We start from the raw sequence: 22524 nt of genomic DNA, 5'->3' as shown, positions 1-22524 counted from the left end.
CGACTGGCCCGCCGACCTGATCTCGCGGGGGAACCGACGTTCCCCGAATACGAAATATTCTTTGCTGCACAGGCATTCGCCGCAGCAGCTCACATTGGAGGTGCGACGATGCGCCGTACTCGTTGGATCGTGCTCGGCGGGTGTTTCCTGGCCTACCTGTTCGACGCGCTCGAGATAGTCCTGCTGTCCCTGGCGCTGCCCACCATCTGTAAGGACATGGGCCTGTCGGCCACGCAGGGCGGGCTACTGGCCACCGCCACCTTGATCGGCATCGGCGTCAGCAGCGTGCTGGGCGGATACGTGGCCGACAACTACGGGCGCAAGAAAGCGCTCATCGCAGCGCTGCTCACCTTCGGCGCCTTCACCGCCGCGACCGCGGCGACACCCGACTTCGCGGTGTTCCTGCTACTGCGGTTCCTCGCCGGTGTCGGACTCGGCGCGGTGTGGAGCGTGGTGTCGGCGTATGTGGTCGAGACCTGGCCCCCGCACACCAGGGGCCGCGCAGCAGCTTTCGTGATCAGCGCCTTTCCGGCCGGTGGCGCCATCGCCGCGGCCGTCTCGGGCCTGTTCCTGCCGGACTGGCGCCTGATGTTCCTGGTGACCGGCGCCGCAGTCGTGCTTCCGGTCGTCGTGGTGGCGGCCTGTTTCCGCGAGTCGGCCGGCTGGTCGGTCCAGAAAGCCGACAGCGCAACCGGTGTCGTCTCGGTACGCGACATCATGAGTGGACCGCTACGTCGCCGGACACTGCTCGGGACGCTCATGGCCGCGTTGGCGCTGACCGGCTACTGGGGCGCCACGACGTGGCTGCCCACCTATCTTGCCGGTGAGCGGCATCTGCCGTCGAGTACGGTGGCGCTGTTCGTGACGATCCTGAACCTGGGAATGTTCCTGGGCTACAACATCTTCGGATATCTCGCCGACCACATCGGCCGCCACCGGACCATCATCATCACCCTGCTCGGGGTCGGCGTCACACTCCCGATCTACGCGGTCACCACGGATCATCTCGGCCTGCTGTGGATGGGGCCGTTGTTCGGCGCCTTCACCGCTTTCTTCGGGCTGTTCGGCTCCTACCTCGCCGAACTGTTCCCGACCCGGACCCGCACCACCGGCGCCGGATTCTGTTTCAACGTGGGACGCGGGGTGTCGGCATTGGCGCCGTTCGCACTCGCCGATCTCGCCACCGCCATCGGATTCAGCGGCGGGCTCATCGTGTGCGCGGCCTTCTTCGGCCTCGCCGCCCTGGTGGCCGTGGCTCTGCCTCGCAACAGCGATGACGCCGGCTCGATTCTCGCCGAGCCGCGAGACGACGCACCGGCCACCGCGTGAGCCCGGCCGTGCGCCGATCGAATGCACCGGACCGGCCCAATGATCGAAGGAAATCCCCTGTGCCACAGACCATGACAGCTGCGGTGTACTACGGCGCACACGACATCCGGCTCGAAGAAGTGCCCGTCCCGGCGCCCGGCCACGGTGAAGCGCTCGTTCGCGTGCTGCGGTCGGGAATCTGCGGGACCGACGCGTCCGAATGGACCGCCGGACCGAAAACGTATCCCGTCGAGCGTCGCCACCCGCACAGTCGGCATCTCGGCCCGATCATCCCCGGCCACGAGTTCGTCGGTGAGATCGTCGAGGCCGACGCCGATTCGGACCTCATCGCGGGCGATCTGGTCGCCAGCGGCGCCGGAGTCTGGTGCGGGACCTGCCGCCGATGCCGCGAGGGCCGCACCAACCAATGCGCGCACTACAAAACCCTGGGACTCAACCTCGACGGCGGCATGGCCGAATTCGCGGCCGTCCCCTCGATGACGTTGCGCCGGTTGCCGAAAGGGCTGTCGGTAGACCACGCTGCCCTCGCGCAACCGCTCGCGGTCGGCATCCACGCAGCGCGACGAGCCGCGGCCCGCGACGGCGACGATGTCGTCGTGATCGGCGCCGGGGCAATCGGCTCCTTCGTCATCGCGGGCCTCGAGTGCATCGGCGGATTCGACATCACCGTCCTGGATATCGCGGAGGGTCGGCTCGCCCGCGCGATGCGACTCGGGGCCGATCGCACGCTGAAATCGTCGGCGACGATCGCCGCCGATGTCCGAGACCTGCTCGGTGGACGCGCACCCGAGGTCGTCATCGAAGCCAGCGGGGCACCCGGGCAACTCGCCGAAGCAGTGGCGATGGTCGCCGACGGCGGCCGCATACTGGCGGTCGGCATCCCGAAAGAGCAACCCGCGCTGGACTTTCACTCGATGATCTTCCGCGAGATCACCCTCGACACGACTTTGGCCCACGTCTGTGACACCGACCTGCCCGCAGCACTGGACATCCTGACCGACAGCGCGATCGGGCGCGAATTCGCCGAGACGCCAGTGGCACTCGACCGTCTCGGCGCCTGCCTGGACCGCCTCGCCGCCGGTCGAGTGGAAGGCAAGATCCTCATTGATCCCAGCGCGCGAGCCCATTGACCGCCGACTTCCGCGGCAGCGCAGGAATTGTCGACGGCAACCTCGTCACCGTGGTCGGGCTGACGATCGGGACCGTGGAGACGATCGACCCCCAAGCCGAGTACAGGGAGGTCCACGGGGCGACGCCGATCCACCTCCCGACCCGACACTGACCGAACCGAATCTGTAAGGAGCTGAACAATGTTCGAAATCTTCCCGGGAAACTACGTCTGGAACCTGTCGATCAACCTGGCACTCGCGCAGGGCGCCGCGATCGGCGAGATCGACGAGGCGTGCCGGCCGCTGGTCGGCGCCGAACCGGATTCGGAGAAGCTGTTCGCGAACCTGTGCGCGATCGCGGATCGGGTGCGCGCACAGGCCGATGCGGACGTCGCTGCGGGCCACGAGCTTTCGGCCGCACCGAGGTATCGCCGCGCGTCGATCTACTATCTCACCGCTGAGCGGATGCAGAGCCGGTCGTTCGCCCCGTGGAAGCTCGCGTACCGCACTGCAGCGCACCCGCCGTGAACGCCAGGTCGCCGGAACCGCCGAACCGTCGGTGCCGCACTTCTGGGAGCACGTGCTGTGGGTGTTCGGCAACGACTCGGTGGACGAGTTCGCCCACTTCGCCAATTCGATGACGATGGCCGACGCCAGCGCGAAGATCACGGTCCCGTTCCTGGTGGTGCACGGTTCGAACGATCGCCAGGTCCCTGTGGCCATGGCGCACAAGCAAATCGACGCCGCGGTCAATTCACCGGACCGGAAGCTGAAGATCATGGAACTCGCGGACGGGGAGTCGAGCACTGCTCCGCGGACAACATCTCACCCACGGTCGACTACATCGCCGACTGGGTTGCCGATCAATTCGGCACCCCGACAACGGCTCACGACCACCGCAGGGCCGTCAGCACTTCATGACTCTCGACACCTCGCATTCGAACCCGGTGTAACGGCGGGGTGAGATGGTGTCGAAGATCGTCGAGACCGACACCGAAGACCTCTGCCACCACAACGCCGTCGCTGGATGAACCGTGTCCTGACAGCTGATCAGCACTGTGGCGCTGTTTTCTCGACAACGAGACAGCTGGCGGCCGCAGCCTGCGGTCGGTTCCGGTGCCGGCTCGATCCGCGGCAGTGTCGTGTATCGATGGCCGGCGGTCACGACCCGGGGGTGTGGCCTACGCCGGGCAACACGGTCGACGGTCAAGCGTGTCGGCCGCCGGGTTTGGTTGCCGTACCGATGACCAGCGGTCGGACGATGGGGACCGGCATTCCCTGCCAGGTCGCTTCCTGAACCTCGTCGACCTCCAGTCCCGAGGCCCGGATCAGCTCGAGGGTGGCGCGGTTGCAGCGGCAGCCCTGCGCGAATCGGCGCCAGGGGACTTCGAGGCGGTCCTGCCACCGGGCAAGCCGCGGTGACTTCGAGCGGATGTGTTCGAGGAACAGCAGACTGCCGCCGGGGCGCAGCACGCGCTCGACTTCACGCAACACCGCGTCGGGTCTGTCGACAGTGCACAGCACGAGCGTGGAGACGACCGTGTCGACGGATTCTTCGGTGAACGGCAGCTGGTCCGCCGACGCGTCGAGCACCTTCGCTTTTCGTCGGGTGGTGCGCAGTCGCCGTTCCAGCCGCGTACGCATGGCGGGCTCGGGTTCGGTGAGAATGAGCTCTTCGACGTCGTCGGGGTAGTTCGGCAGGTTGAGACCGGTACCGCTGCCGAGCTCGACGGTCCGTCCTCTTGCGGGGCCGAGCACCTGGCGTCGACGGGCTCCCATGCCCGCCTGCTCACCCCACCACAGGAGGGGGTCGTACAGTGTCGCGAACACCCGCGCCCACAGGTCCGAGCCCCGTGTGGCCGCCGCCGGTGCGGTGCCGCTCATAGCTTCGATGATACGTCGGCAGACACTCTGCGGTGAGTGCCGTACGAGCGGCTACGGCTCGCTCGCGAGAACTACCGGGGCCAGGGCATACGATCGGGCACTGCGCCCGACGCGGCAGTGGATTCAGTCGGTGACTGGGCGCGCCGAGCGATCCGGCAGGATCCCGGCCTCGACGAGTTCGTCATAGATCCGCTGCTGCTCGTCGTCGAGATTCGAGTACAGCATGTCGTACGCGCGCTCTTCCTCGGCGAGCACCGCGACCGGATCCCAGTCGTCCCCCAGCGCCTCGAGGACCGCGCTGCGTCGTCGCGCCTCGTCGAGCGTGAGGTCGTAAGCAAAATCGTGGTCGGCCATCAGGCATCTCCAACCAGGTTCTATCCGAGATCGAATGGGCAACGCTGCCCAACCACGACAGACCGGGCAATGATCCGCATCACGTCTTCGGGTTGCGGTCGGTCACATTCGTGGCTGTGCGGGCACGACACTGTGCCGCGCGGAGAGATATTTCGTTGGCAGGCAAAAGGACTCACCAGACTCCGGCCACTTCGGGAGAACTCGAAATCGAGAATGAGCGGTTGATTCTGGCAAATTGACTGCAATAGCATGCGCTCGTCATGCAATCTCATCGGTAAGAAACAATTCCGACACCGACGGGGATTGACGTAGCGACGATCCGCCGAGGCAAGATCACTTGGGGTGGGACAGGTCCCTGACGCCGGTGATCGAATCGATGATGTTCTTGATGGTGGACGTGCCCTCGTCGAGGGCCGAGCTGCCGGAGTCGAGCGTGGCGGAACCGGTGGACGAGCCGGCCGAACCCGAGGACGAGCCGCTATCGGACGATCCCGAGGCCAGGGCGGCGGAACCGGAACCTGCCGCGGAGGGAGCGCCGGCGGCGGAGGCCACGGCGACCGGGCCGAAGAACAGGGCGGCGGCGGAGACGGTGGTGGCTGTAACGGCAAGGGCCTTGCGACGGATCATGTATGTAGCTTCCTTCACTGTTGGATAACGACGCCATCACGGCGCTTACCAGACAGGTTATGAATGCGATATCTATAAATCCACTGATTGTTATGTGGTGATGATCACCGTTAATATTTAGCTAACGGCATGTTGTGCCTCTATGGCACAGTTTGATCTTCATTCCAGATGTGAATTCCATGATCAAATTCGGATGATATTTCGGCGCACGCCCGAAGGTCGATGGTGATGCACCCGCCCTTGACGACGAACACTCGATCCGGGGTCGTCGACGAGAACGATTCGGGCACATCGAGATTGAACGGCGGCTGCGTTCAGGACTTCGTCGCGGCACCGGTGAGTATGTCGAGCCGCGGCCAGTAGCGGTGGTCGGCGTCGATGACGATCCGGTGAGCGTGGACTAGACCGCCGTCGGGCAGCGCACGCGCGTCGGCGAGGTGGTTCGGGTCGGTGCCGGGCTCGTGGATATGGACGAGTGGTTCGTTGTCCCGGCGCGGCCAGCAGGCCAGCCCGACGGACGCGCCGAGCGCGGCCACGACGGCGAGCACGGTCCAGGTGGTGGTGAATCCGTGGGTGGTGGCGAGCCATCCGGTGGTCGGGTAGACCAGCAGCCAGCAGGCGTGGGACAGGGAGAACTGTGCGGCGAACAGGGCGGGGCGGTCCTCGTCGCTACTCGAGCGGCGCAGCACCCGCCCGGTGGGAGTCAGCACCAGTCCGGTACCTGCGCCGATGGTTGCCCAGATCGGGAACAGGATCGGGTAGCGCCAGTCGTCGCCTGTCACGGTCGACACGATGAGCGCGCCGGCGATCGCGGCGAGCAGCACTGCGGCGCCGAGGAGCATGAGAGTGCGCTCACCGATGTGTTCGAGCAGTCGGGGAACCGAGAGCGCGACGAGGATCACGCCGAGCCCGTTGGCGGCCAGCAACCAGGCGACGTCGGATTCGGAGCGGCGGAGGGTCTGCTGGACCAGATTGACGGTGTTGACCATGACGATCGATCCGACCGCCGCCACGACGACATTCAGGCCCATCAGCCCGCGCAGGCGCGGGGTGGCGGTGAAGATCCGCACTCCCGCCAGGATCCGGTCGAGGACGGCGGTGTCGGCAATGCGACGGGTGGCGTCGGGGATTCGGCTCGAGACCACCAGGGACGCGGAGAGCAGGAATCCGGCGGCTGTGCCGGTGAACAACCAGTGGAAGGACGCAACCCCGACCAGGACCGCGGCCAGCAATGGGCTCAGCAGCGTTTCCATGCTCGATGCGAGTTGGGAGTACGACAGCGCCCGGGTGTAGTCGCGTTCGTCGGGCAGGATGTCCGGCAGCACTGCCTGGAAGGTCGGCGTGAACGCCGCCGACGCCGATTGCAAGACCGCGATCAGCACGTAGACCTGCCACACCTGGCCGACGAACGGCAGCGCCAGCACGACCGAGGCCCGCACCAGATCCAGACTCACCAATGCCGGCCGACGAGGCACTCGATCCGCCCATGCACCGGCCAGCGGCGCGATGAGCACGTAGGCGACCATCTTGACGGTCAATGCCGTACCCAGCACCGCACCCGCGCGCGGTCCGGCCAGCTGATAGGCCAGCAGCCCGAGCGCGACGGTGGTCAGCCCGTTGCCGAACAATGCCACCAACTGCGCACCGAACAGGTGCCGGTAGTCCCGGTGGGAGAACAGAGCAGCCGCCGAAGCGGGGCGCGAGGGTTGCGGCGGGGGCACAACCACGAGCATACGTGCATGAGTGCGCACATGAAGGATTACCGTGGGGTGGGGCAACCGCCGTTCGCGGGCGCGACACTTCGTAATGGAGTGCCTGGCCGCTTACTACACTCGCTACTACAAAGCCCTTCCGTGTCCCGGCAACCCGATCGTCCGTGCGTGGTCGCGAAGGGAAACCCCAGAAAGCGGTGAGCATCATGGGAGATACGACCAGCGCCGACGCGGTAGAACTGCCGCGGCCCAGCCTGGCTCACCACGTCGCCCCGGATCAGCAGCGTCTCGACGTCGCGACGAACACCTTCCGCATGCTCGCCGACCCGACCAGACTGCACATTCTGGCGATTCTCGCCGACACGGCAGCCGATGTCACCACCCTTACCGAAGCGTGTGGAGTCTCGCGCACCGCGGTGAGCCAACACCTGGCCAAACTCCGCTTCACCGGCCTGGTCGAGACCCAGAGAGAAGGCCGGCGGGTGATCTACCGCATCCGCGACGGTCACCTGACCCGCCTCGTGCGCGAAGGTCTCAATCATGCCGACCACGTCGTCACCGGCGAGCCCAGCCACGACTGACTACGGCCACCGGCTCACTTGCCGTAGTGGAATGCGTTGCGAGCGCAGCGCGTCGACCCTCCGCTCCTGGGCAGTGATCTGGCCAACATGGACGCTGGCGTAATTGTGACGCGGGCGGCGCTGTGCGGTCGTCAATGTGGGCGTCGCCTTCTGAAAACCATCTGACCAGCGGAAAGGTGACCGGGGTGAGCGCGCGAAGGTGACCGGTCGATACCGTGCGGTCTGGGATAAACCGGGATACCATCCTCCAAATTACTGAATAAGGTTCTATTCGCGAACTGAGCGGTCGAAGGCCGTAGCAACAAGAATCCGGGAGGACTCATGCCTGGAGAGTACGGTCGGCAGAACGTCTCGCCGCTTCCACCTGGTCTGACTGCAGATGCGCAGTTGGGCCGGTCGATCTCGATCCGATCACCCACCGGGTCGGTGCACACCCCGCCGCAACGGGTCCTGCTGACCGGCGGGACCGGGTTCCTCGGCGCCTATCTGCTGCACGAGTTCCTCACTCGCACGGACGCGAAGGTCTTCTGCCTGGTCCGGGCACGGGGTCATGCCGAGGCATTCGATCGGATCGTGTCCGCGTTGCACAGGTACCAGCTGTGGGATCCGCAGCACGCCACGCGGATCATGCCGTTCGCCGGTGATGTGTCGGAGCCGGGATTCGGTCTTCTCGCAAGGGAATACCGTGCGTTGTGCAGGTCGGACGTCATCGTGCACAACGCCGCCAGAGTCAACCACGTCGAGCCCTACTCCCGGCTGCGCGCCGCGAACGTGCAGGGGACTCGGCACGTGCTCGAACTCGCGGCCGGCGGGGCGATTCCGGTCCACTTCGTGTCGACGCTGTCGGTTGCCGCGTCCTGCGCACGACCGCCGGCCGGTCCGGTTCTCGAATCGGCCCGCCCAGGACCGGCCGAAGTGCACGGCAATGGTTATCTGCTGAGCAAATGGGCTGGGGAGGAGTTGATCGCGCAGGCGGGTGAGCGGGGACTGCCGGTGGCCGTTCATCGCCCCGACCGCGTCTGTGGCGGTGTGGCGACCGGAGCGGTGAGCACCGACGACGCCTTCTGGACATTGGTGCGCGCGGCGGTGATGCTCGGTGCGGTAGCGGTGGAGTCCGCCGAATTCTCCCTGGTTCCAGCGGATTACGTGGCGGCCGCGATCGTCCACCTGGCCACCCATGGCGGCACGGGACGGACCTATCACTTTACGAATCACTCCACCGCCCCGCTGACTCTCGTGTGGGATAGGTTGCGCGCCAACGGTTTCCCGCTGACCACGGCGCCTCTGGCAGACCTGGCCGCGCGGCTGACCGGTGCGGCCGCCACCGATCAGGGGCTCGCCCGCGCCGCGGCCATCCCGGTGCAAGGTTCGGACGGCGTGGTGTGTTTCGACGACAGCAATACCGTGCAGGCTCTGGCCGGTACCTCGATCAGGTGTGCACCGATGAGCGCCGAACTCATCGACCGCCATATCGAGTACCTCGTCGATGTCGGTTTCCTGCCGTCGCCCGTCGCGGTTGCCGGGGCGAGCGCCTGACCCGAAAGTTCCGTTCGCCGGCAACCGCCGCCTCCCCGTCCGACCCGGGAGGCCATACCGGTCTCGACTCGGGGCGAATGTACTTTCCGCTGAACGGAAGTCGTCGGTACAGGAACGTCGGCCATGAACCTGCAGGTGGTGCAGCAGTTTCGGCAATGCGCCACGAGCAGGTGGTCAGGGAGGATCAGTGGGCGGTGTGCCGGTACATGTCCAGCGGTACTCGGGCGAGGATCGCGTCGAGTTCGCCGGTGCGGGCATCGGCCCAGGAGACGTAGGCGTCGGTGCCGGTGAGCGTAATTCCGGACCAGCGATCACCGGGCGGGCCGGAGTTTCCGCGGGGTTCGGTGTCTCGATTGACCCGTATCGGGGCGGGGAATGAATGTCCGTGATCGAACGACACGGTGGAGTAGACGTCCACCGCGTTCGTCCGCTACATCACCCCGAGATCGCCGTTCGGTCCGTAGTCCATCCACGGGCGCTGGGCGTCCGGCGCGGCGATCACTGCCGGGCCCGACCAGCTGTGGCCGGCGTCGCCGGTCGTGTACACCTCGAGCGACGCGTCTCGTGGCACCATCACCGCGAATGTGCCGGTCCGTGTCGGGTCTGCCGATACCCAGGGCACAGGGTCGGCTGCCGCGCCCAGTTGTGGCGTCGGTACCAGCGGGCCGGTGCCCGCCGCGACCGGGGCGTGGTGACTGTCGGTGACGGGCAGATTCTCCCAGTGGCGCCCGTCGTCCCGGCTGACGTGCAGCACGACCGTCGGTGCGCCGACTTCGGAGGCGGACACCAGGATTCCGTCGTGTACGGCGAACTCACGCCCCGGGTAGCCGCACGACGGCGCCAGGAAGGGGATGATCGTCGTGCACGGTTGAGGCCCCGGAATCGTCTGCGGCGCACTCCATCTCGCTCCGCGGTCGGCACTGACCGACACGGCACCGGGGTACTCCCACCGTGCCCCGCCGACGGCGTACACCTTGCCGGTCGCCGTGTCGACGCGCAGCTTCGGCGCACCGCTGAGCGCCAGGGGCGTGATCACCGGTCCAGACCAAGTCCGGCCACCGTCGTGTGATGCGGACACCGCCACCTTGTTCCCAGATTGCCTGCCGCGCCGCTGCTCAACTGATTGTTCAGGATGTAGAACGCGCCCTTCGCGTCCGTGGCGACGGTCGGCTCGCCGCATTTCGGCCGATCGCCCATCGGCCATCGGACCTGTGACCAGCTTCGGCCCGCATCGACGGAATACGCCACGAAGCACTCACCCACCGGCTCCAGTTCTGGTGCTTTCGGGAAGATCGTCGCCGTGAACACCAGGTTGTTCGGGTCGGTCGGATTCACTGCGACCGTGGGCTGGCCGTTCTTCAGGTCCGGCATGCCGGTGACGTCGACCTCCTGGATCGTATGCGTACCGACGTCTGCCGGTGCGGGCCACGCTTGTGGGGCAACGGTTGCGGCAGCGATGGCCATTGCCGCCGCAACTCCGCACCGAGCCGCTGTTCTCGCCGATGTCATAGGTAATCTCCAATCTTGTTCGCGTCTCCGAAATGGAGGCGGCGCAACGGAATTCCGTCCTCAAGAGGGCGGCCTCGGTGAGGGGGTCGCTATCGGAACATCCTCCGCGGAATCGGATCGGACCCGCACCTGCCTCGGGCATTCGCGCTGCTGCACCATGAGGCTAGATGTGGGGCGGGGGCGCAAATATGGTGCTGCGGAACCGAATTGGCCCGCAGCGGTGGGACCGCGGTACCAGACGGCTGGAATTGATCGCCGGTGCCGCACCGCCACTTCCTGACACCGCACACCGGTGAATGAATTGCGGGACAGGGACTTCGGCTGCGATCGGCGGGTATCCTCGGGTCAGCTCCTGGGCGTGACGAGCCCGGCGTCGTAGGCGACGATCACGGCTTGGACGCGATCGCGGGCGCCGACTTTGGCGAGTACCCGTCCGACGTGCTTCTTCACCGTGGATTCGGTGAGCACGAGATGCTCCGCGATCTCGGCATTCGTCCATCCCTGGCCGATCGCGACCAAGACCTCGCGTTCACGCGGGCTGAGGGTATTCAGACGCGGGTCGACGGGTGGTGTATCGGGTGCGAGGACGTTGTGCGCGTGAGCGTCGAGCAGGCGCCGGGTCAGGCGGGGAGACACGACGGCGTCCCCGCTGGCGACGGCGCGGATTCCGGCGAGGAGTTCATCGGGGTGGGCGTCCTTGAGCAGGAATCCGCTGGCACCGGCGCGGAGTCCGGCGTAGGCGTATTCGTCGAGGTCGAAGGTGGTGAGTATCAGCACGCGTGTGCGGCCGCCGGTGGCTGCGATCCGGCGGGTGGCCTCGATCCCGTCGACTCCGGGCATGCGGACGTCCATGAGCACTACATCGGGGGACAGGTCGCTCGCCATCCGGATCGCCTGCGCGCCGTTGTCGGCCTCGCCGACCACCGTCATCGTGGGGGTGGCGTCCAACAACATGCGAAAACCCATCCGCTGCAGTGGCTGGTCGTCGGCGATCAGGATCGTGGTCATGAGGCCGGACCCGTGAGCCGGGGGAGTGCGACGTCGACGGCCCACCCGGTGCCGTCGCGGCGTGGTCCGATGGTGACTGTGCCGTCGTAGAGCGCGGCTCGCTGGCGGATGCTGGTCAGTCCGTGTCCGGGCACGCCGGCGGAACCAGATGCGGCTGATGATCCGTTATCGCTGATGGCCACGCAGATCCGGTCCTGGTCGATGGTGATCGATACCTCGGCCGCTGCGGTGGGTCCGGCGTGTTTGATCGTGTTGGTCAGCGCTTCCTGCACGATGCGGAAGATGGTGAGCTGCAAGCCGGTTCCGAGGCCGGCGACCGGTCCTTCGGTGCGGTAGGTGACTGCGGGGCCCGCATCCCGCACCCGGGCGATCAGGGCATCCAGGTCACCGATGCCGGGTTGCGGTGACCGGGTGGTGATTTCGTCGTCGGATTCGCGTAGCACGCCGAGAACGCGGCGCAGCTCGTCCATGGCTTGTCGGCCGGTATCGGCGATGAGGTGCAGGGCCTGCCCTCCTCGTTCGGGATCACTGGAGTTCAGGGCGGCGGCGCCATCGGCGAGGTTGACCATGATCGACAGGTTGTGGCCGACGATGTCGTGCATGTCGCGCGCGATTCGGGAACGTTCGGCCGCCGCGGTGAGACGCGCCCGCTGATCCTGTTCGACCTCCAGCCGCACTGCCCGGTCTTGCAACACCGCGAGATACAGGCGTCGGACCCGTACGGTGAGTCCCAATGCCACGGCCGCCGAACCGAGGCCGATCGACGACACCAGGAATGCGACGGGACTCGCCGGCCGAATCACCGCGAGCGCGACTGCCACCCAGACCGGCAGCGCAGCCGCCAGCGCCCGAGGCACGACGCGCGCCGGCCCGGTCACGACCAGGTTGTACAGGACGATCAGCAGGGCCGCGGCACCGGCCGGTCCGGCGCCCAGCGCCCACAGCAGCAGGCAAATCGGCGCCATCACCAGAAACACTGCGACGGGATGCCGTCGGCGCCACCACAGCGGTGCGATCAGCACGATTGCCACGGTCGTGACCACGGCGATCGGGAGATTCGCTCCCACGAGGCGGGGTGTGACCGACTGGGCGTGACCGTTGGTGAACAGATTCGGCGGGACCGCCGCCGCGACCAGCAACATCAGCATCGAGTCCAACAGCCAGGGGTGCCGCCGGTCGATGCTTTGCAGAAGCTGGCGAAGACGAAGCAGAGCCCTCATGGTCGCCGGCACCTCCCTGGCCGGGGCCGGGAAGGTCGCCGGTGTGTCTTCCCGCACCGAAGTCTCCTTATCCGCGGTGTCGGCCCCGGTCGTCATACGTCGGTGCGGCGCAGCCGGTAGGCGGCTCCGGCCAGCAGCACGATCGCCCATCCGACCAGGACGAACAGGCCGGCCGCAGGGCCGAAGAGGTGAGCCGGTTGGGTCGCGCTGGTCAGGGATTGGCCTGCACTGCTGGGAAGGAAACGGTTGACCGTGTCGGACCAGGAACCGGGCAGCAGTCCGGTCAGGCCGGGAAGGACCAGCACGACGCCGGCGAGGATCGCGATGCCGGCGGCGCTGTTGCGCACCAGCATTCCCACCGTCACCCCGAGCACGGCCACGAATCCCAAATAGAATCCCGCGCCCACGAGACAACGCAGCACGTCCGCATGTCCGAGCGACACCGCAATTGCCTGTCCGTGCAGTATGGCGCTGCCGAACAGGAATGACGCCACCGCCGCGACGGTACAGGACAAGAATGCGGTCGGGCCTAGGACCAGGGATTTCGCCCACAACACCGGCAGCCGTTTCGGCACTGCCGCGAAGGTCGAGCGGACCATGCCGGTGCCGTATTCACCGGCCGACAACAGCACTCCCAGCGCACCGACGGCCAGGGCGGCCAGGTTGGTGCCCGACAGTGCCAATGTCACCGCCGCCCCGCCGGAGTGGTCACTGCCCATCGGCCCGGTCGGCGAGTACAGGGCCGCGGCCACGGTGCCGAGACCGACGAGGAACAACAGGGCGATGCCGAGGGTTGCCCAGCTGGATCGCAGCGACCACAGCTTCGACCATTCGGATCGGATCACCCGGCTGATCGTGACTCGGTGCACCGGATCGACATCGGTGGGTGCGGCTGGTTCGACGGTAGTCGTCATGGGTGTCACGCGGCCTTTCCGGCGTCCGTGGTGGTCTGGTATTCGACAGCGTCGTGGGTCAGCTGCATGAAAGCGTCCTCCAGCGACTGTGATCGAGGAGTGAGCTCGGACAGCGGGATCTGGTGCCGAGCGGCGATCCGACCGATGCCGCTGGCGTCGATGCCCGTGACGAGCATGTGCTCGCCGTCGGAGGTGATCGTCACGTCGGGATCCGACAGCAGGGCCCGCAGCCGTGCGGTCTCACTGGTCACGACCTTCACCGCCCGGCCCCCGGTCTGTTGCATCAGGTCCTCGACGGTGGTGTCGGCGAGCAGCCGGCCGCGGCCGATGACGACGAGATCGTCTGCGGTCTGCGCCATTTCGCTCATCAAATGCGACGACAGCAGGACCGTGCGGCCTTCGGCGGCCAGCCCGCGCAACAACTGCCGAACCCAGCGCACGCCCTCGGGATCGAGCCCGTTGACGGGTTCGTCCAGCATGACCACTGCCGGGTCACCCAGTAGTGCCGCTGCGACGCCCAGCCGTTGTCCCATGCCCAGGGAGAACTTGCCCACCCGTTTACCGGCCACCGCGTGCAAGCCTGCCAGTTCGATGACCTCGTCCACCCGGCGGCGGGATATGCCGTGGGTGTGGGCCAGCGCCATCAGATGACCGACCGCCGTGCGCCCGGGATGCACGGACTTCGCCTCCAGCAGGCAGCCCAGCTCCCGCAGTGGATCCTGGTGCGCAGCATAGGGTTTGCCGTTGACCAGAGCCGACCCGCTCGTCGGGGCGTCCAAGCCCACGATCATCCGCATCGTGGTCGATTTCCCGGCCCCGTTGGGCCCGAGAAAGCCGGTGACCCGGCCGGGCCGGGCTGTGAAACTCAACCCCGCAACCGCGCTTCTGTCCCCGTACCGCTTGGTGAGTTCGCGGACCTCGATCATGAAACCTCCTTGCCGAGCGACGCGTGCCGGTTTTCCGGATGCGTCTTCGAAACTAGGGCCGGAACTGTCCCGAATCGTGGGCCCACGGGCGGAAATGATCGGTCGACGGTAGTACCGCGGTACACCTGCGGTGGCGGCGCTGCGCCGAACATCGCCGTAGTCGCCTGGCCCGCAATGGAATAGCTGCGCGAGATCTCCTCGAATGACGCTGTCGTTCAGTGACGTTCCACGAGTTCTACCGCGAGGCGGCTGCGCCGAGTTCGTCGAGGGCCGCGGCGAGATGGTGCGCTGTCGCGGGGCGGTAGGTGTAGAAGAAGTTGCGTCCCTCCTTGCGGACGTCGACCAGGCCGGCGGTGCGCAGCACCTTGACGTGGTAGGACACCGTCGAGGCGGACACGTGGGACTCGTCCACGAGATCGGTGCAGGGCATTTGCGGCACGGCGGCGATGCGCCGCAACAAGTCCAGGCGCACAGGGTCGGCCAGGGCTTTGAAGACCTGGACCAAATCCTGCAACGGGGGAGCATACGTCCGGGGCAGATCCACGACATTCCTTCGACAGGCATGTGGTTGCGGGTGACCCCGACTATAGCCACGATGCGGCCGCTGATCGGCCGGTGACGGCGACAACGGCCGCTGTCCAGCAGTCCTGCAGAAATGCATAGGTGTGTGCCGGATTGGTCGTTGATCACATTCAGGTGATCGCTGAGACTTGGCACACATCGGCTGAGCGAGCGATCCGGGTGGCAAATCACGCCTGGGGCACGTGCCGACCAGAAGCTTCGATAGTTCTACGAATTTGGAAGGATCCTGATGAGCGACCCCACAGCACGCGTGTCGGTAGCCGACTCCGGTGTCGACGTCGTCGATGTCGGCACTCTGCCGCCGCTGGGCGTGGTGCCTCGGCGGATGCACGCGCAAGTCGTCCGGCAGAGCCGGTACGGGGATCCCGCGACGGCGTTCGCCCACGAGGTGATCGACACTCCGGCGCTCGGGCGCGGTGAGGTGCTGATCGCGGTCATGGCCGCGGGCGTCAACTACAACAACGTCTGGGCCGCAAGGGGATACCCGGTCGATCAGGTCGCCACGAGACAGCGCCAGGGAGAGGTCGAGGACTTCCACGTCGGCGGCTCGGACGCCTCGGGCATCGTCTATGCGATCGGCGAGGCCGTCGACGGGGTTGCCGTCGGCGACGAGGTGGTCGTGCACCCGGGCGTGTGGGACGAGAACGACTCCTGGGTGCAGGCGGGGCGCGATGCGATGATCGGGCCGAGCGCCAAGATCTGGGGCTACGACACGAATTTCGGGTCGTTCGGCCAGTTCGCCCGGGTCCAGGCACATCAGCTGCTGCCGAAGGCGCCGCACCTGAGCTGGGCCCAGGCCGCCGCGCCGACCCTGGTCGGCACCACCGCCTACCGCATGCTGCACGGCTGGGCCGGCAATACCGTGACCGACGGTGATCTGGTCCTGGTCTGGGGCGGGTCGGGTGGCCTGGGCACGCAGGCCAGCCAGCTGGTGGCCGCCGCGGGCGGGCGGGCCGTGGCCGTCGTATCCGATGACGCGCGTGGCGCTTTCGCGATGAAGTACGGGGCCATCGGCTACATCAACCGCCGCGAATTCGACCACTGGGGTGTGCCGCCACTGGTCGACGATTCGGCCGGGCAGAAGGCGTGGACCGCAGGTGCCCGCGCATTCGGCAAGCGGCTCTGGGAGATCGCCGGGGGGCGGGAAGATCCAGCGATCGTGTTCGAGCACCCCGGTGCGTCCACCGTGCCCACCAGTGTCTTCGTCTGCCGCCCCGGCGGAATGGTGGTGATCTGCGCCGGCACAACGGGTTTCGATGCGATGGTCGACCTGCGCTACCACTGGACGCGTCAGAAGCGGCTGCAGGGCTCGCACGGAACCAACGACGAGCAGGCGCGGGTCTACAACCAGTTGGTCGTCGACGGGCGGATCGACCCGTGCGTCGGGCGGGTCCTGCCGATGGACGACATCCCGCTGTCGCACGCCCAGATGGGCAGGGGCGAAGAGGTTTTCGGCAATACGGTGCACCTCCTCGGCGCGCCCGACCCCGAAGACGGCCGTCGCGACTGAAGCAATCGACGTGAGGAGACGCACGATGGCCGGCGCGTGGACCGTGCGCGAATTCGGTGAACCCGGCGAGGTGATGCGGTGGGAGAGCATGCCCGACCCGCAGCCCGCGGCCGGGCAGGTGCGGGTGCGGGTCGCGGCCTCCTCGTGCAACTTCGCCGACATCCTGCTGTGCCGCGGCGGATATCAGGAGAAGCCGGCGATGCCGTTCACTCCGGGCCTCGAGGTGTGCGGCATCGTCGACGAGGTCGGCGACGGAGTCGACCCCGCTCTGCGCGGGACGCGCGTGGTGGGACAGCCGGTCCTGCCGCACGGCGGTTTCGCCGAACTCGCGCTGATGGGAGCCTCCGATGCGCTGGCCGTGCCGGACGGCATCGACGAATCCGTTGCCGCGACACTGCATCTGACGTATCTGACCGCGTGGCTCGGACTGCATCGCCGGGCCACGGTGCGCGAGGGTGATGTCGTGGTGGTGACCGCGGCGGCCGGTGGCGTCGGCTCGGCCGCCGTCCAGGTGGCCCGCGCCGCCGGAGCACGAGTGATCGGAATCGCTTCCGGCCCAGCGAAAGTCGATACTGTCCTACAGATGGGTGCGGATCTGGCGATCGACGGAGCTGCCGAAGACGTCATCACGCGGGTCCGGGAATTCGCCCCGGCGGGCGCGGATATCGTCTTCGACCCGGTGGGAGGCGACGCCTACCAGCGGGCGACCAAGTACATCGGGTTCGAAGGAACCATCGTCGTGGTCGGATTTGCCAGCGGCACCATCCCCGCGCCCGAACTCAATCACGCGTTCGTGAAGAACTACACGATCGCCGGGCTGCACTGGACGCTGTACCGCCGCCATCGGCCGGCTCTCGTCCGGCAGGCGCAAGCCGAGATCTTCGCGCTGGCACGGTCCGGCGCGATCAGCCCGCTCATCACGGAGCACAGCTTCGGCGACGTCCCGGCGGCATTGGATCGCCTCGCGAGCGGCCGTACCCGGGGCAAGACCGTCGTTGTGCCCTGAGCGGGCATCGAGAACCACGAGAACGAATCAGCACATCAGGAAAGGGACACCACATGACCGCGATCGACGAACCGGTAACCGGCACAGATGTCGCATACGAGCACCTGCGCGTCGAACGCCGCGGACCGGTCGCGCTGATCACCCTCGATCGTCCCGCGGCACTCAACGCCCTGTGCGATGCGCTGACGGTCGAACTGACCCACGCCCTGGATGCGACCGAAGCCGACGACAGCATCGGCGCGGTGGTATTGACCGGCAGCGCAAAGGCATTCGCCGCGGGCGCCGACATCAAGGAAATGCAGCCGAAGTCCTTCAGCGACGTCTACCTCGAGGACTTCATCACCTCGACCTGGGAGCGCGCGGCCACCGTACGCAAACCGATCATCGCGGCGGTCGCCGGCTACGCCCTGGGCGGCGGGGCCGAACTGGCGATGAGCTGCGACATGATCATCGCCGCGGACACCGCGAAGTTCGGGCAGCCCGAGATCACGATCGGGATCCTGCCCGGCGCCGGCGGCACTCAGCGTCTCACCCGGGCGGTGGGCAAATCCAAGGCGATGGACATGGTCCTGACCGGCCGCACCATCGACGCCGACGAAGCCGAGCGCATCGGGCTCGTCGCGCGCATCGTCGCGGCCGATGCCCTGATCGACGAAGCGATCGCGGTCGCCACCAAGATCGCGAACTTCTCCCGGCCCTCGACCCTGATGGCCAAGGAAGCGGTGAACGCCGCCTTCGAAACGCCGCTGCGCGAGGGACTTCGGTTCGAACGGCGGCTGTTCCACGCCGCGTTCGCCACCGACGGTCAGACCGAAGGCATGGCGGCCTTCGTCGAGAAGCGCAAGCCGGCTTTCAACAACCGGTGACACCAGGAAGGAATGCAGACTCCATGAGCACAGCTATTGCTCTGCCCCGCGTCATGCGGATCGGCGGCGGCGCGGTTCGCGACATCGGTGAGGTGGTGGCCGGCCTCGGTGTCGAGCGTCCGCTGGTCGTCACCGATGCGTTCCTCGCCGGGAACGGCGCGGCGGACCGCATGATGAAGTACCTCGAAGCCGCGGGCCTGACCCCGCGCCTGTTCGACGGCACCGTGCCCGATCCGACGACGGCCTCGCTCGCGGCAGGCCTGGATGCCATTCGCGAACACGCCGCCGACGCCGTCATCGGTTTCGGTGGCGGAAGCCCGATGGACACCGCCAAGGCTCTGGCATTGCTCGGCGAGCGGGGCGGGCAGATGCGCGACTACAAGGCGCCGGTGATCAACACAGGCCCTGCCCTGCCGATCGTCGCGGTGCCGACCACGGCCGGAAGTGGTTCGGAGGCAACGCAGTTCACCGTCATCAGCGACAGTGAGACGAACGAGAAGATGTTGTGCCCGGGCCTGGCGTTCCTGCCGCAGGCTGCCGTCATCGACTACGAGCTGACCGAATCCATGCCGGCGCGGCTGACCGCGGATACCGGTGTCGACGCGCTGACGCACGCGGTGGAAGCGTATGTCAGCCGAAAGTCCAATCCCTTCGCGGACAGCCTGGCCCTGGTCGCGATCGGGACCATCGGGCGTGTGCTTCGCCGGGCCTACGCTGACGGCAGTGATATCGAGGCCCGTGCCGACATGATGCTGGCGGCCACCCAGGCCGGCATCGCGTTCTCCAATTCCAGCGTGGCCTTGGTGCACGGCATGAGTCGGCCGATCGGTGCGCATTTCCATGTTGCGCACGGCCTTTCGAACGCGATGCTCTTCCCGGCCGTCACGGCGTTCTCGGTGGACGCGGCGCCGGGCCGCTACGCCGACTGTGCCAGGGCGCTCGGAGTCGCGGCGCAGTCCGATTCCGATCCGGCCGCTGCGGCCGCGCTGGTCGATGGGCTGCGCGAACTGTGCGCCGACGTCCGAGTGCCCACTCCACGCGAGTACGGCATCGACAGAACACGCTGGGACGAACTGACCCCGTTGATGGCCGAGCAGGCGCTGGCCTCGGGATCACCGGCCAACAACCCCCGCGTGCCCACCGACACCGAGATCCGCGACCTCTACGCCCAGATCTACGGCTGACACTTCCGAGGAGGAAACAACCGATATGACAGCAACATTCACCACCGAGCGGTCGGGCACCACGACTGCCGATATCGACCACTACATCGGCGGGCAGCTCGTTGTGAACCCGCGGGCCGCCCGCGCCGATGTGTACAACCCGGCCACCGGCGAGGTCACCGGACTCGTGGCCATGGCGACCGCCGCCGATGTCGACGCGGCGGTCACTGCCGCGGCCGAGGCGTTCCCGGCCTGGTCGGCCACTCCGCCGCATGTCCGCGCCCGGGTGCTGTTCCGCTTCCGGGACCTGGTCGATCAGCACGCCGATCGGTTGGCGGCCTTGATCACCAGCGAACACGGCAAGGTGCTCTCCGACGCCAGGGGAGAGGTCACCCGCGGCTTGGAGGTCGTCGAATTCGCCTGTGGCATACCACAGATGCTCAAGGGCGAGTTCTCCGAGAACGTCGGCCGCAATGTCGACGGCCTCACCTTCCGCCAGCCGCTGGGCGTGGTGGCCGGAATCTCGCCGTTCAATTTCCCGGCGATGGTGCCGATGTGGATGTTCCCGGTCGCGCTGGCGTGCGGGAACACGTTCGTGATGAAGCCGTCCGAGAAGGATCCCACGCTCAGCGTGGAACTTGCCCGTCTGCTCACCGAGGCAGGTCTGCCCGACGGGGTGTTCAACGTCGTGCACGGTGACAAGGTGGCCGTGGACGCGCTGCTGGCACATGATCAGGTCGAAGCGATCAGCTTCGTCGGCTCGACTCCGATCGCCGAATACATCCACACGACCGCGGTCGCCAACGGCAAACGCGTCCAGGCGCTAGGCGGCGCCAAGAACCACATGGTGATCATGCCCGACGCCGACCTGGACCAGGCCGTCTCGGCACTGATGGGCGCCGCCTACGGGTCGGCCGGTGAACGGTGCATGGCCATCTCCGTGGCCGTTCCCGTGGGTGCCGAGACCGCCGCAGCTCTACGCGAGCGTCTGGTGGCCGCGCTGGCCGAACTCGAAGTCGGACCCGGCACCCGGGACGGCGTGGAGATGGGTCCGCTGGTCACCGGCGCACACCGGGACAAAGTGGCCGCATACGTCGCCACCGGTGTCGAGGAGGGCGCAGAACTGGTCGTCGACGGCCGCGAGACCATTCCGGACGCGGTCGGGAAGGGATTCTTCCTCGGTGGCACCCTCTTCGACCACGTGACCCCGTCCATGCGGATCTACCTGGAAGAGATCTTCGGCCCCGTGCTGTCCATCGTGCGGGCCGAATCGTTCGCCGAGGCACTGCAACTGGTCAACGATCACGAATTCGGCAACGGCACAGCCATTTTCACCGCCGACGGGAGTACCGCCCGCACCTACCTGCACAACGTCAAGGCCGGCATGGTCGGTGTGAACGTGCCGATCCCGGTGCCGATGGCGTTCCACTCGTTCGGCGGCTGGAAGCGGTCCCTGTTCGGTGACCACCACATCCACGGCCCCGAGGGCGTGCGCTTCTACACCCGGAACAAGACCGCGACCACCCGCTGGCCGAACGACATCCAGGTCCGCGCCGAGTTCGCGATGCCGACCCATGACTGAGACACAGATCAGTTCTGCTGTGCGGGAACAGGACTCCGCATCCGGCGACGACGAGGTGATGTTCGTGCGGGACGGCCGCGTGGGCCGAATCCTGCTCAACCGGCCCAAGGCCCTCAACGCGCTGACCTTGCCCATGATCGAACAGTTCCACCGCTGTCTCGACGAATGGTCGCAGGCCCCGGGTTCGGTGCTGGTCCTGGAAAGCACCAGCCCGAAGGCGTTCTGCGCCGGCGGGGACATTCGCCGGATCCGGCAGAACACCGTCGAGGGACGGCACGACGACAGCGTCGAATTCTTCTCCGCCGAATATGCGCTCAACGCGCGGCTGGCCGGGTTCGAGACGCCGGTCGTGTCCCTGATCGACGGCATCTGCATGGGCGGCGGTCTGGGACTGTCGGTGTACGGTGCGTTCCGGGTGCTCACCGAGCGCGCTGTGCTTGCCATGCCCGAGACCGCCATCGGCTTCTTCCCCGACGTCGGCGCGAGCTACTTCCTGTCTCGGCTGCCCGGTGCGCTGGGCACGTACATCGGGCTGACCGGCTACCGGCTCGATGCCTCGGATGCTCTCCACACCGGCCTGGGCACCCATCTCGTCACGGACATCGACGCGGTGACCGCGGCACTGGATCGGCAGGACCGTTCGATCGACGAAGCGCTGCGGTCACTGGCGCCATCGACGATGCCCGAGCCCGGGCAGCTGGCCGGCCACCGCGGCGAGATCGATCACTGCTTCGCCTCTCCGAGCATGACGGTCATTCGATCACGGCTCATCGAAGTCGGAAGTCCCTGGGCGCAAGAGACTCTCACGGCCCTGGACGCGGCGTCACCGCTCAGCCTCGAGGTCACTCTGGCCGCGCTCACCGCCGGTCGGCAACTGCCGCTACGGCAGTGCCTGGCCATGGAACTGCGAATCTCGTCCGGCCTCGTCCGTACTCACGACTTCATCGAAGGAGTGCGCGCGGGTCTGGTCGACAAGGACCGATCGCCGAAATGGGCCGCACCTGAAGCACAGTCGTTCGACTACGCCGAGGCCGGTCTGTGGAACCGCGCCACGGCACCGAACTCCCTGACGGCGGCACCCGCGCTGCCGTAGGGCCCGGCGTGAT

General features: G+C 67.0%; 23 protein-coding genes. 11 read left to right on the top strand and 12 right to left on the bottom strand.

Features of this window, described 5'->3' with window-relative positions; all coding sequences use genetic code 11:
• Positions 1–108: 108 nt before the first annotated feature.
• The 3 genes from K7711_RS33420 (at position 109) to K7711_RS33410 (ending at position 2966) form a co-directional block, all read left to right on the top strand.
• Complete coding sequence (locus K7711_RS33420) at positions 109–1329, top strand: MFS transporter (protein WP_222974451.1); 1221 nt, start codon at positions 109–111, stop codon at positions 1327–1329.
• 59 nt (positions 1330–1388) lie between these two features.
• On the top strand, positions 1389–2459 hold the full coding sequence (locus tag K7711_RS33415) for a zinc-dependent alcohol dehydrogenase (protein WP_308015065.1): 1071 nt from the start codon (positions 1389–1391) through the stop codon (positions 2457–2459).
• A gap of 180 nt (positions 2460–2639) precedes the next feature.
• The gene (locus K7711_RS33410; protein WP_222974449.1) at positions 2640–2966 is read left to right on the top strand and encodes a hypothetical protein; all 327 of its coding nucleotides are present in this window, start codon (positions 2640–2642) and stop codon (positions 2964–2966) included.
• A 678-nt stretch (positions 2967–3644) separates the two neighbouring features.
• Here the strand turns inward: K7711_RS33410 and K7711_RS33405 are convergent.
• The 4 genes from K7711_RS33405 to K7711_RS33390 form a co-directional block, all read right to left on the bottom strand.
• Positions 3645–4322 (bottom strand): class I SAM-dependent methyltransferase, encoded by a 678-nt coding sequence (locus tag K7711_RS33405; RefSeq protein ID WP_222974447.1) that lies wholly within the window; start codon positions 4320–4322, stop codon positions 3645–3647.
• Between the two features lie 123 nt (positions 4323–4445).
• Entirely contained in the window at positions 4446–4676 is a 231-nt protein-coding gene (locus tag K7711_RS33400; RefSeq protein WP_372460214.1) for a DUF6400 family protein, read from the bottom strand.
• A 333-nt stretch (positions 4677–5009) separates the two neighbouring features.
• Positions 5010–5303 (bottom strand): hypothetical protein, encoded by a 294-nt coding sequence (locus K7711_RS33395; RefSeq protein ID WP_222974445.1) that lies wholly within the window; start codon positions 5301–5303, stop codon positions 5010–5012.
• A 314-nt stretch (positions 5304–5617) separates the two neighbouring features.
• Positions 5618–7024, bottom strand: coding sequence for an MFS transporter (locus K7711_RS33390; protein ID WP_308015064.1), 1407 nt, complete (start codon positions 7022–7024; stop codon positions 5618–5620).
• Between the two features lie 197 nt (positions 7025–7221).
• Between K7711_RS33390 and K7711_RS33385 the strand changes: the two genes are divergently transcribed.
• Entirely contained in the window at positions 7222–7596 is a 375-nt protein-coding gene (locus K7711_RS33385; RefSeq protein WP_222974441.1) for an ArsR/SmtB family transcription factor, read from the top strand.
• A 321-nt stretch (positions 7597–7917) separates the two neighbouring features.
• Complete coding sequence (locus K7711_RS33380; RefSeq protein ID WP_222974439.1) at positions 7918–9132, top strand: SDR family oxidoreductase; 1215 nt, start codon at positions 7918–7920, stop codon at positions 9130–9132.
• A 184-nt stretch (positions 9133–9316) separates the two neighbouring features.
• On the opposite strand, the gene K7711_RS33375 is transcribed toward K7711_RS33380, so the two are convergent.
• From K7711_RS33375 to K7711_RS33340, 8 genes are all read right to left on the bottom strand, one after another.
• The gene (locus K7711_RS33375) at positions 9317–9550 is read right to left on the bottom strand and encodes a hypothetical protein (protein ID WP_222974438.1); all 234 of its coding nucleotides are present in this window, start codon (positions 9548–9550) and stop codon (positions 9317–9319) included.
• Positions 9551–9562: 12 nt separating this feature from the next.
• Positions 9563–10168 carry a sialidase/neuraminidase family protein gene (locus tag K7711_RS33370; protein ID WP_222974436.1) on the bottom strand — a complete coding sequence of 202 codons (606 nt, stop codon included), beginning with the start codon at positions 10166–10168 and terminating at the stop codon, positions 9563–9565.
• Positions 10165–10596, bottom strand: a complete 432-nt coding sequence (locus K7711_RS33365; RefSeq protein WP_222974435.1) for a hypothetical protein — start codon at positions 10594–10596, stop codon at positions 10165–10167. Before K7711_RS33365 ends, K7711_RS33370 begins: the two co-directional genes overlap by 4 nt.
• Before the next feature lie 390 nt (positions 10597–10986).
• Positions 10987–11649 (bottom strand): response regulator, encoded by a 663-nt coding sequence (locus K7711_RS33360; protein ID WP_222974433.1) that lies wholly within the window; start codon positions 11647–11649, stop codon positions 10987–10989.
• The gene (locus K7711_RS33355; RefSeq protein ID WP_222974431.1) at positions 11646–12869 is read right to left on the bottom strand and encodes a sensor histidine kinase; all 1224 of its coding nucleotides are present in this window, start codon (positions 12867–12869) and stop codon (positions 11646–11648) included. Before K7711_RS33355 ends, K7711_RS33360 begins: the two co-directional genes overlap by 4 nt.
• A 92-nt stretch (positions 12870–12961) precedes the next feature.
• A complete protein-coding gene (locus K7711_RS33350) occupies positions 12962–13783 on the bottom strand; it encodes an ABC-2 transporter permease (protein ID WP_222974429.1) in 822 nt (273 codons plus the stop codon).
• A gap of 5 nt (positions 13784–13788) precedes the next feature.
• Complete coding sequence (locus tag K7711_RS33345) at positions 13789–14709, bottom strand: ABC transporter ATP-binding protein (protein ID WP_222974428.1); 921 nt, start codon at positions 14707–14709, stop codon at positions 13789–13791.
• Positions 14710–14944: 235 nt separating this feature from the next.
• Positions 14945–15223 carry an ArsR/SmtB family transcription factor gene (locus K7711_RS33340; protein ID WP_235748150.1) on the bottom strand — a complete coding sequence of 93 codons (279 nt, stop codon included), beginning with the start codon at positions 15221–15223 and terminating at the stop codon, positions 14945–14947.
• A 297-nt stretch (positions 15224–15520) separates the two neighbouring features.
• Here K7711_RS33340 and ccrA point away from each other — a divergent pair, with 297 nt between their 5' ends.
• From ccrA to K7711_RS33310, 6 genes are read left to right on the top strand one after another with little or no spacing between them, the layout of a single operon-like run.
• Positions 15521–16801 (top strand): crotonyl-CoA carboxylase/reductase, encoded by a 1281-nt coding sequence (gene ccrA / locus K7711_RS33335; RefSeq protein ID WP_222974426.1) that lies wholly within the window; start codon positions 15521–15523, stop codon positions 16799–16801.
• 25 nt (positions 16802–16826) lie between these two features.
• On the top strand, positions 16827–17807 hold the full coding sequence (locus K7711_RS33330) for an NADPH:quinone oxidoreductase family protein (RefSeq protein WP_222974425.1): 981 nt from the start codon (positions 16827–16829) through the stop codon (positions 17805–17807).
• A gap of 53 nt (positions 17808–17860) precedes the next feature.
• On the top strand, positions 17861–18673 hold the full coding sequence (locus K7711_RS33325) for an enoyl-CoA hydratase (protein ID WP_222974424.1): 813 nt from the start codon (positions 17861–17863) through the stop codon (positions 18671–18673).
• 23 nt (positions 18674–18696) lie between these two features.
• Positions 18697–19857, top strand: a complete 1161-nt coding sequence (locus tag K7711_RS33320) for an iron-containing alcohol dehydrogenase (RefSeq protein WP_222974423.1) — start codon at positions 18697–18699, stop codon at positions 19855–19857.
• A 25-nt stretch (positions 19858–19882) separates the two neighbouring features.
• On the top strand, positions 19883–21418 hold the full coding sequence (locus K7711_RS33315; RefSeq protein WP_222974422.1) for a CoA-acylating methylmalonate-semialdehyde dehydrogenase: 1536 nt from the start codon (positions 19883–19885) through the stop codon (positions 21416–21418).
• A complete protein-coding gene (locus tag K7711_RS33310) occupies positions 21411–22511 on the top strand; it encodes an enoyl-CoA hydratase/isomerase family protein (RefSeq protein ID WP_222974421.1) in 1101 nt (366 codons plus the stop codon). Before K7711_RS33315 ends, K7711_RS33310 begins: the two co-directional genes overlap by 8 nt.
• The last annotated feature ends 13 nt before the right edge of the window (positions 22512–22524 follow it).

Origin of the sequence: Nocardia coffeae, assembly GCF_019890715.1 — a bacterium.
Lineage (GTDB): Bacteria > Actinomycetota > Actinomycetes > Mycobacteriales > Mycobacteriaceae > Nocardia > Nocardia jiangxiensis.
The sequence above is the reverse complement of the archived record's forward strand: the minus strand, read 5'-3'. Positions and strand labels throughout refer to the sequence as shown.

Excerpts from the sequence above, each read along its gene's own strand:
- K7711_RS33420 (WP_222974451.1), top strand. The coding sequence starts at position 109 with ATGCGCCGTACTCGTTGGATCGTGCTCGGCGGGTGTTTCCTGGCCTAC.
- K7711_RS33410 (WP_222974449.1), top strand. The coding sequence starts at position 2,640 with ATGTTCGAAATCTTCCCGGGAAACTACGTCTGGAACCTGTCGATCAAC.
- K7711_RS33405 (WP_222974447.1), bottom strand. The coding sequence starts at position 4,322 with ATGAGCGGCACCGCACCGGCGGCGGCCACACGGGGCTCGGACCTGTGG.
- K7711_RS33400 (WP_372460214.1), bottom strand. The coding sequence starts at position 4,676 with ATGGCCGACCACGATTTTGCTTACGACCTCACGCTCGACGAGGCGCGA.
- K7711_RS33395 (WP_222974445.1), bottom strand. The coding sequence starts at position 5,303 with ATGATCCGTCGCAAGGCCCTTGCCGTTACAGCCACCACCGTCTCCGCC.
- K7711_RS33385 (WP_222974441.1), top strand. The coding sequence starts at position 7,222 with ATGGGAGATACGACCAGCGCCGACGCGGTAGAACTGCCGCGGCCCAGC.
- K7711_RS33380 (WP_222974439.1), top strand. The coding sequence starts at position 7,918 with ATGCCTGGAGAGTACGGTCGGCAGAACGTCTCGCCGCTTCCACCTGGT.
- K7711_RS33365 (WP_222974435.1), bottom strand. The coding sequence starts at position 10,596 with ATGGCCATCGCTGCCGCAACCGTTGCCCCACAAGCGTGGCCCGCACCG.
- K7711_RS33360 (WP_222974433.1), bottom strand. The coding sequence starts at position 11,649 with ATGACCACGATCCTGATCGCCGACGACCAGCCACTGCAGCGGATGGGT.
- K7711_RS33355 (WP_222974431.1), bottom strand. The coding sequence starts at position 12,869 with ATGAGGGCTCTGCTTCGTCTTCGCCAGCTTCTGCAAAGCATCGACCGG.
- K7711_RS33350 (WP_222974429.1), bottom strand. The coding sequence starts at position 13,783 with ATGACGACTACCGTCGAACCAGCCGCACCCACCGATGTCGATCCGGTG.
- K7711_RS33345 (WP_222974428.1), bottom strand. The coding sequence starts at position 14,709 with ATGATCGAGGTCCGCGAACTCACCAAGCGGTACGGGGACAGAAGCGCG.
- ccrA (WP_222974426.1), top strand. The coding sequence starts at position 15,521 with ATGAGCGACCCCACAGCACGCGTGTCGGTAGCCGACTCCGGTGTCGAC.
- K7711_RS33330 (WP_222974425.1), top strand. The coding sequence starts at position 16,827 with ATGGCCGGCGCGTGGACCGTGCGCGAATTCGGTGAACCCGGCGAGGTG.
- K7711_RS33325 (WP_222974424.1), top strand. The coding sequence starts at position 17,861 with ATGACCGCGATCGACGAACCGGTAACCGGCACAGATGTCGCATACGAG.
- K7711_RS33320 (WP_222974423.1), top strand. The coding sequence starts at position 18,697 with ATGAGCACAGCTATTGCTCTGCCCCGCGTCATGCGGATCGGCGGCGGC.
- K7711_RS33315 (WP_222974422.1), top strand. The coding sequence starts at position 19,883 with ATGACAGCAACATTCACCACCGAGCGGTCGGGCACCACGACTGCCGAT.
- K7711_RS33310 (WP_222974421.1), top strand. The coding sequence starts at position 21,411 with ATGACTGAGACACAGATCAGTTCTGCTGTGCGGGAACAGGACTCCGCA.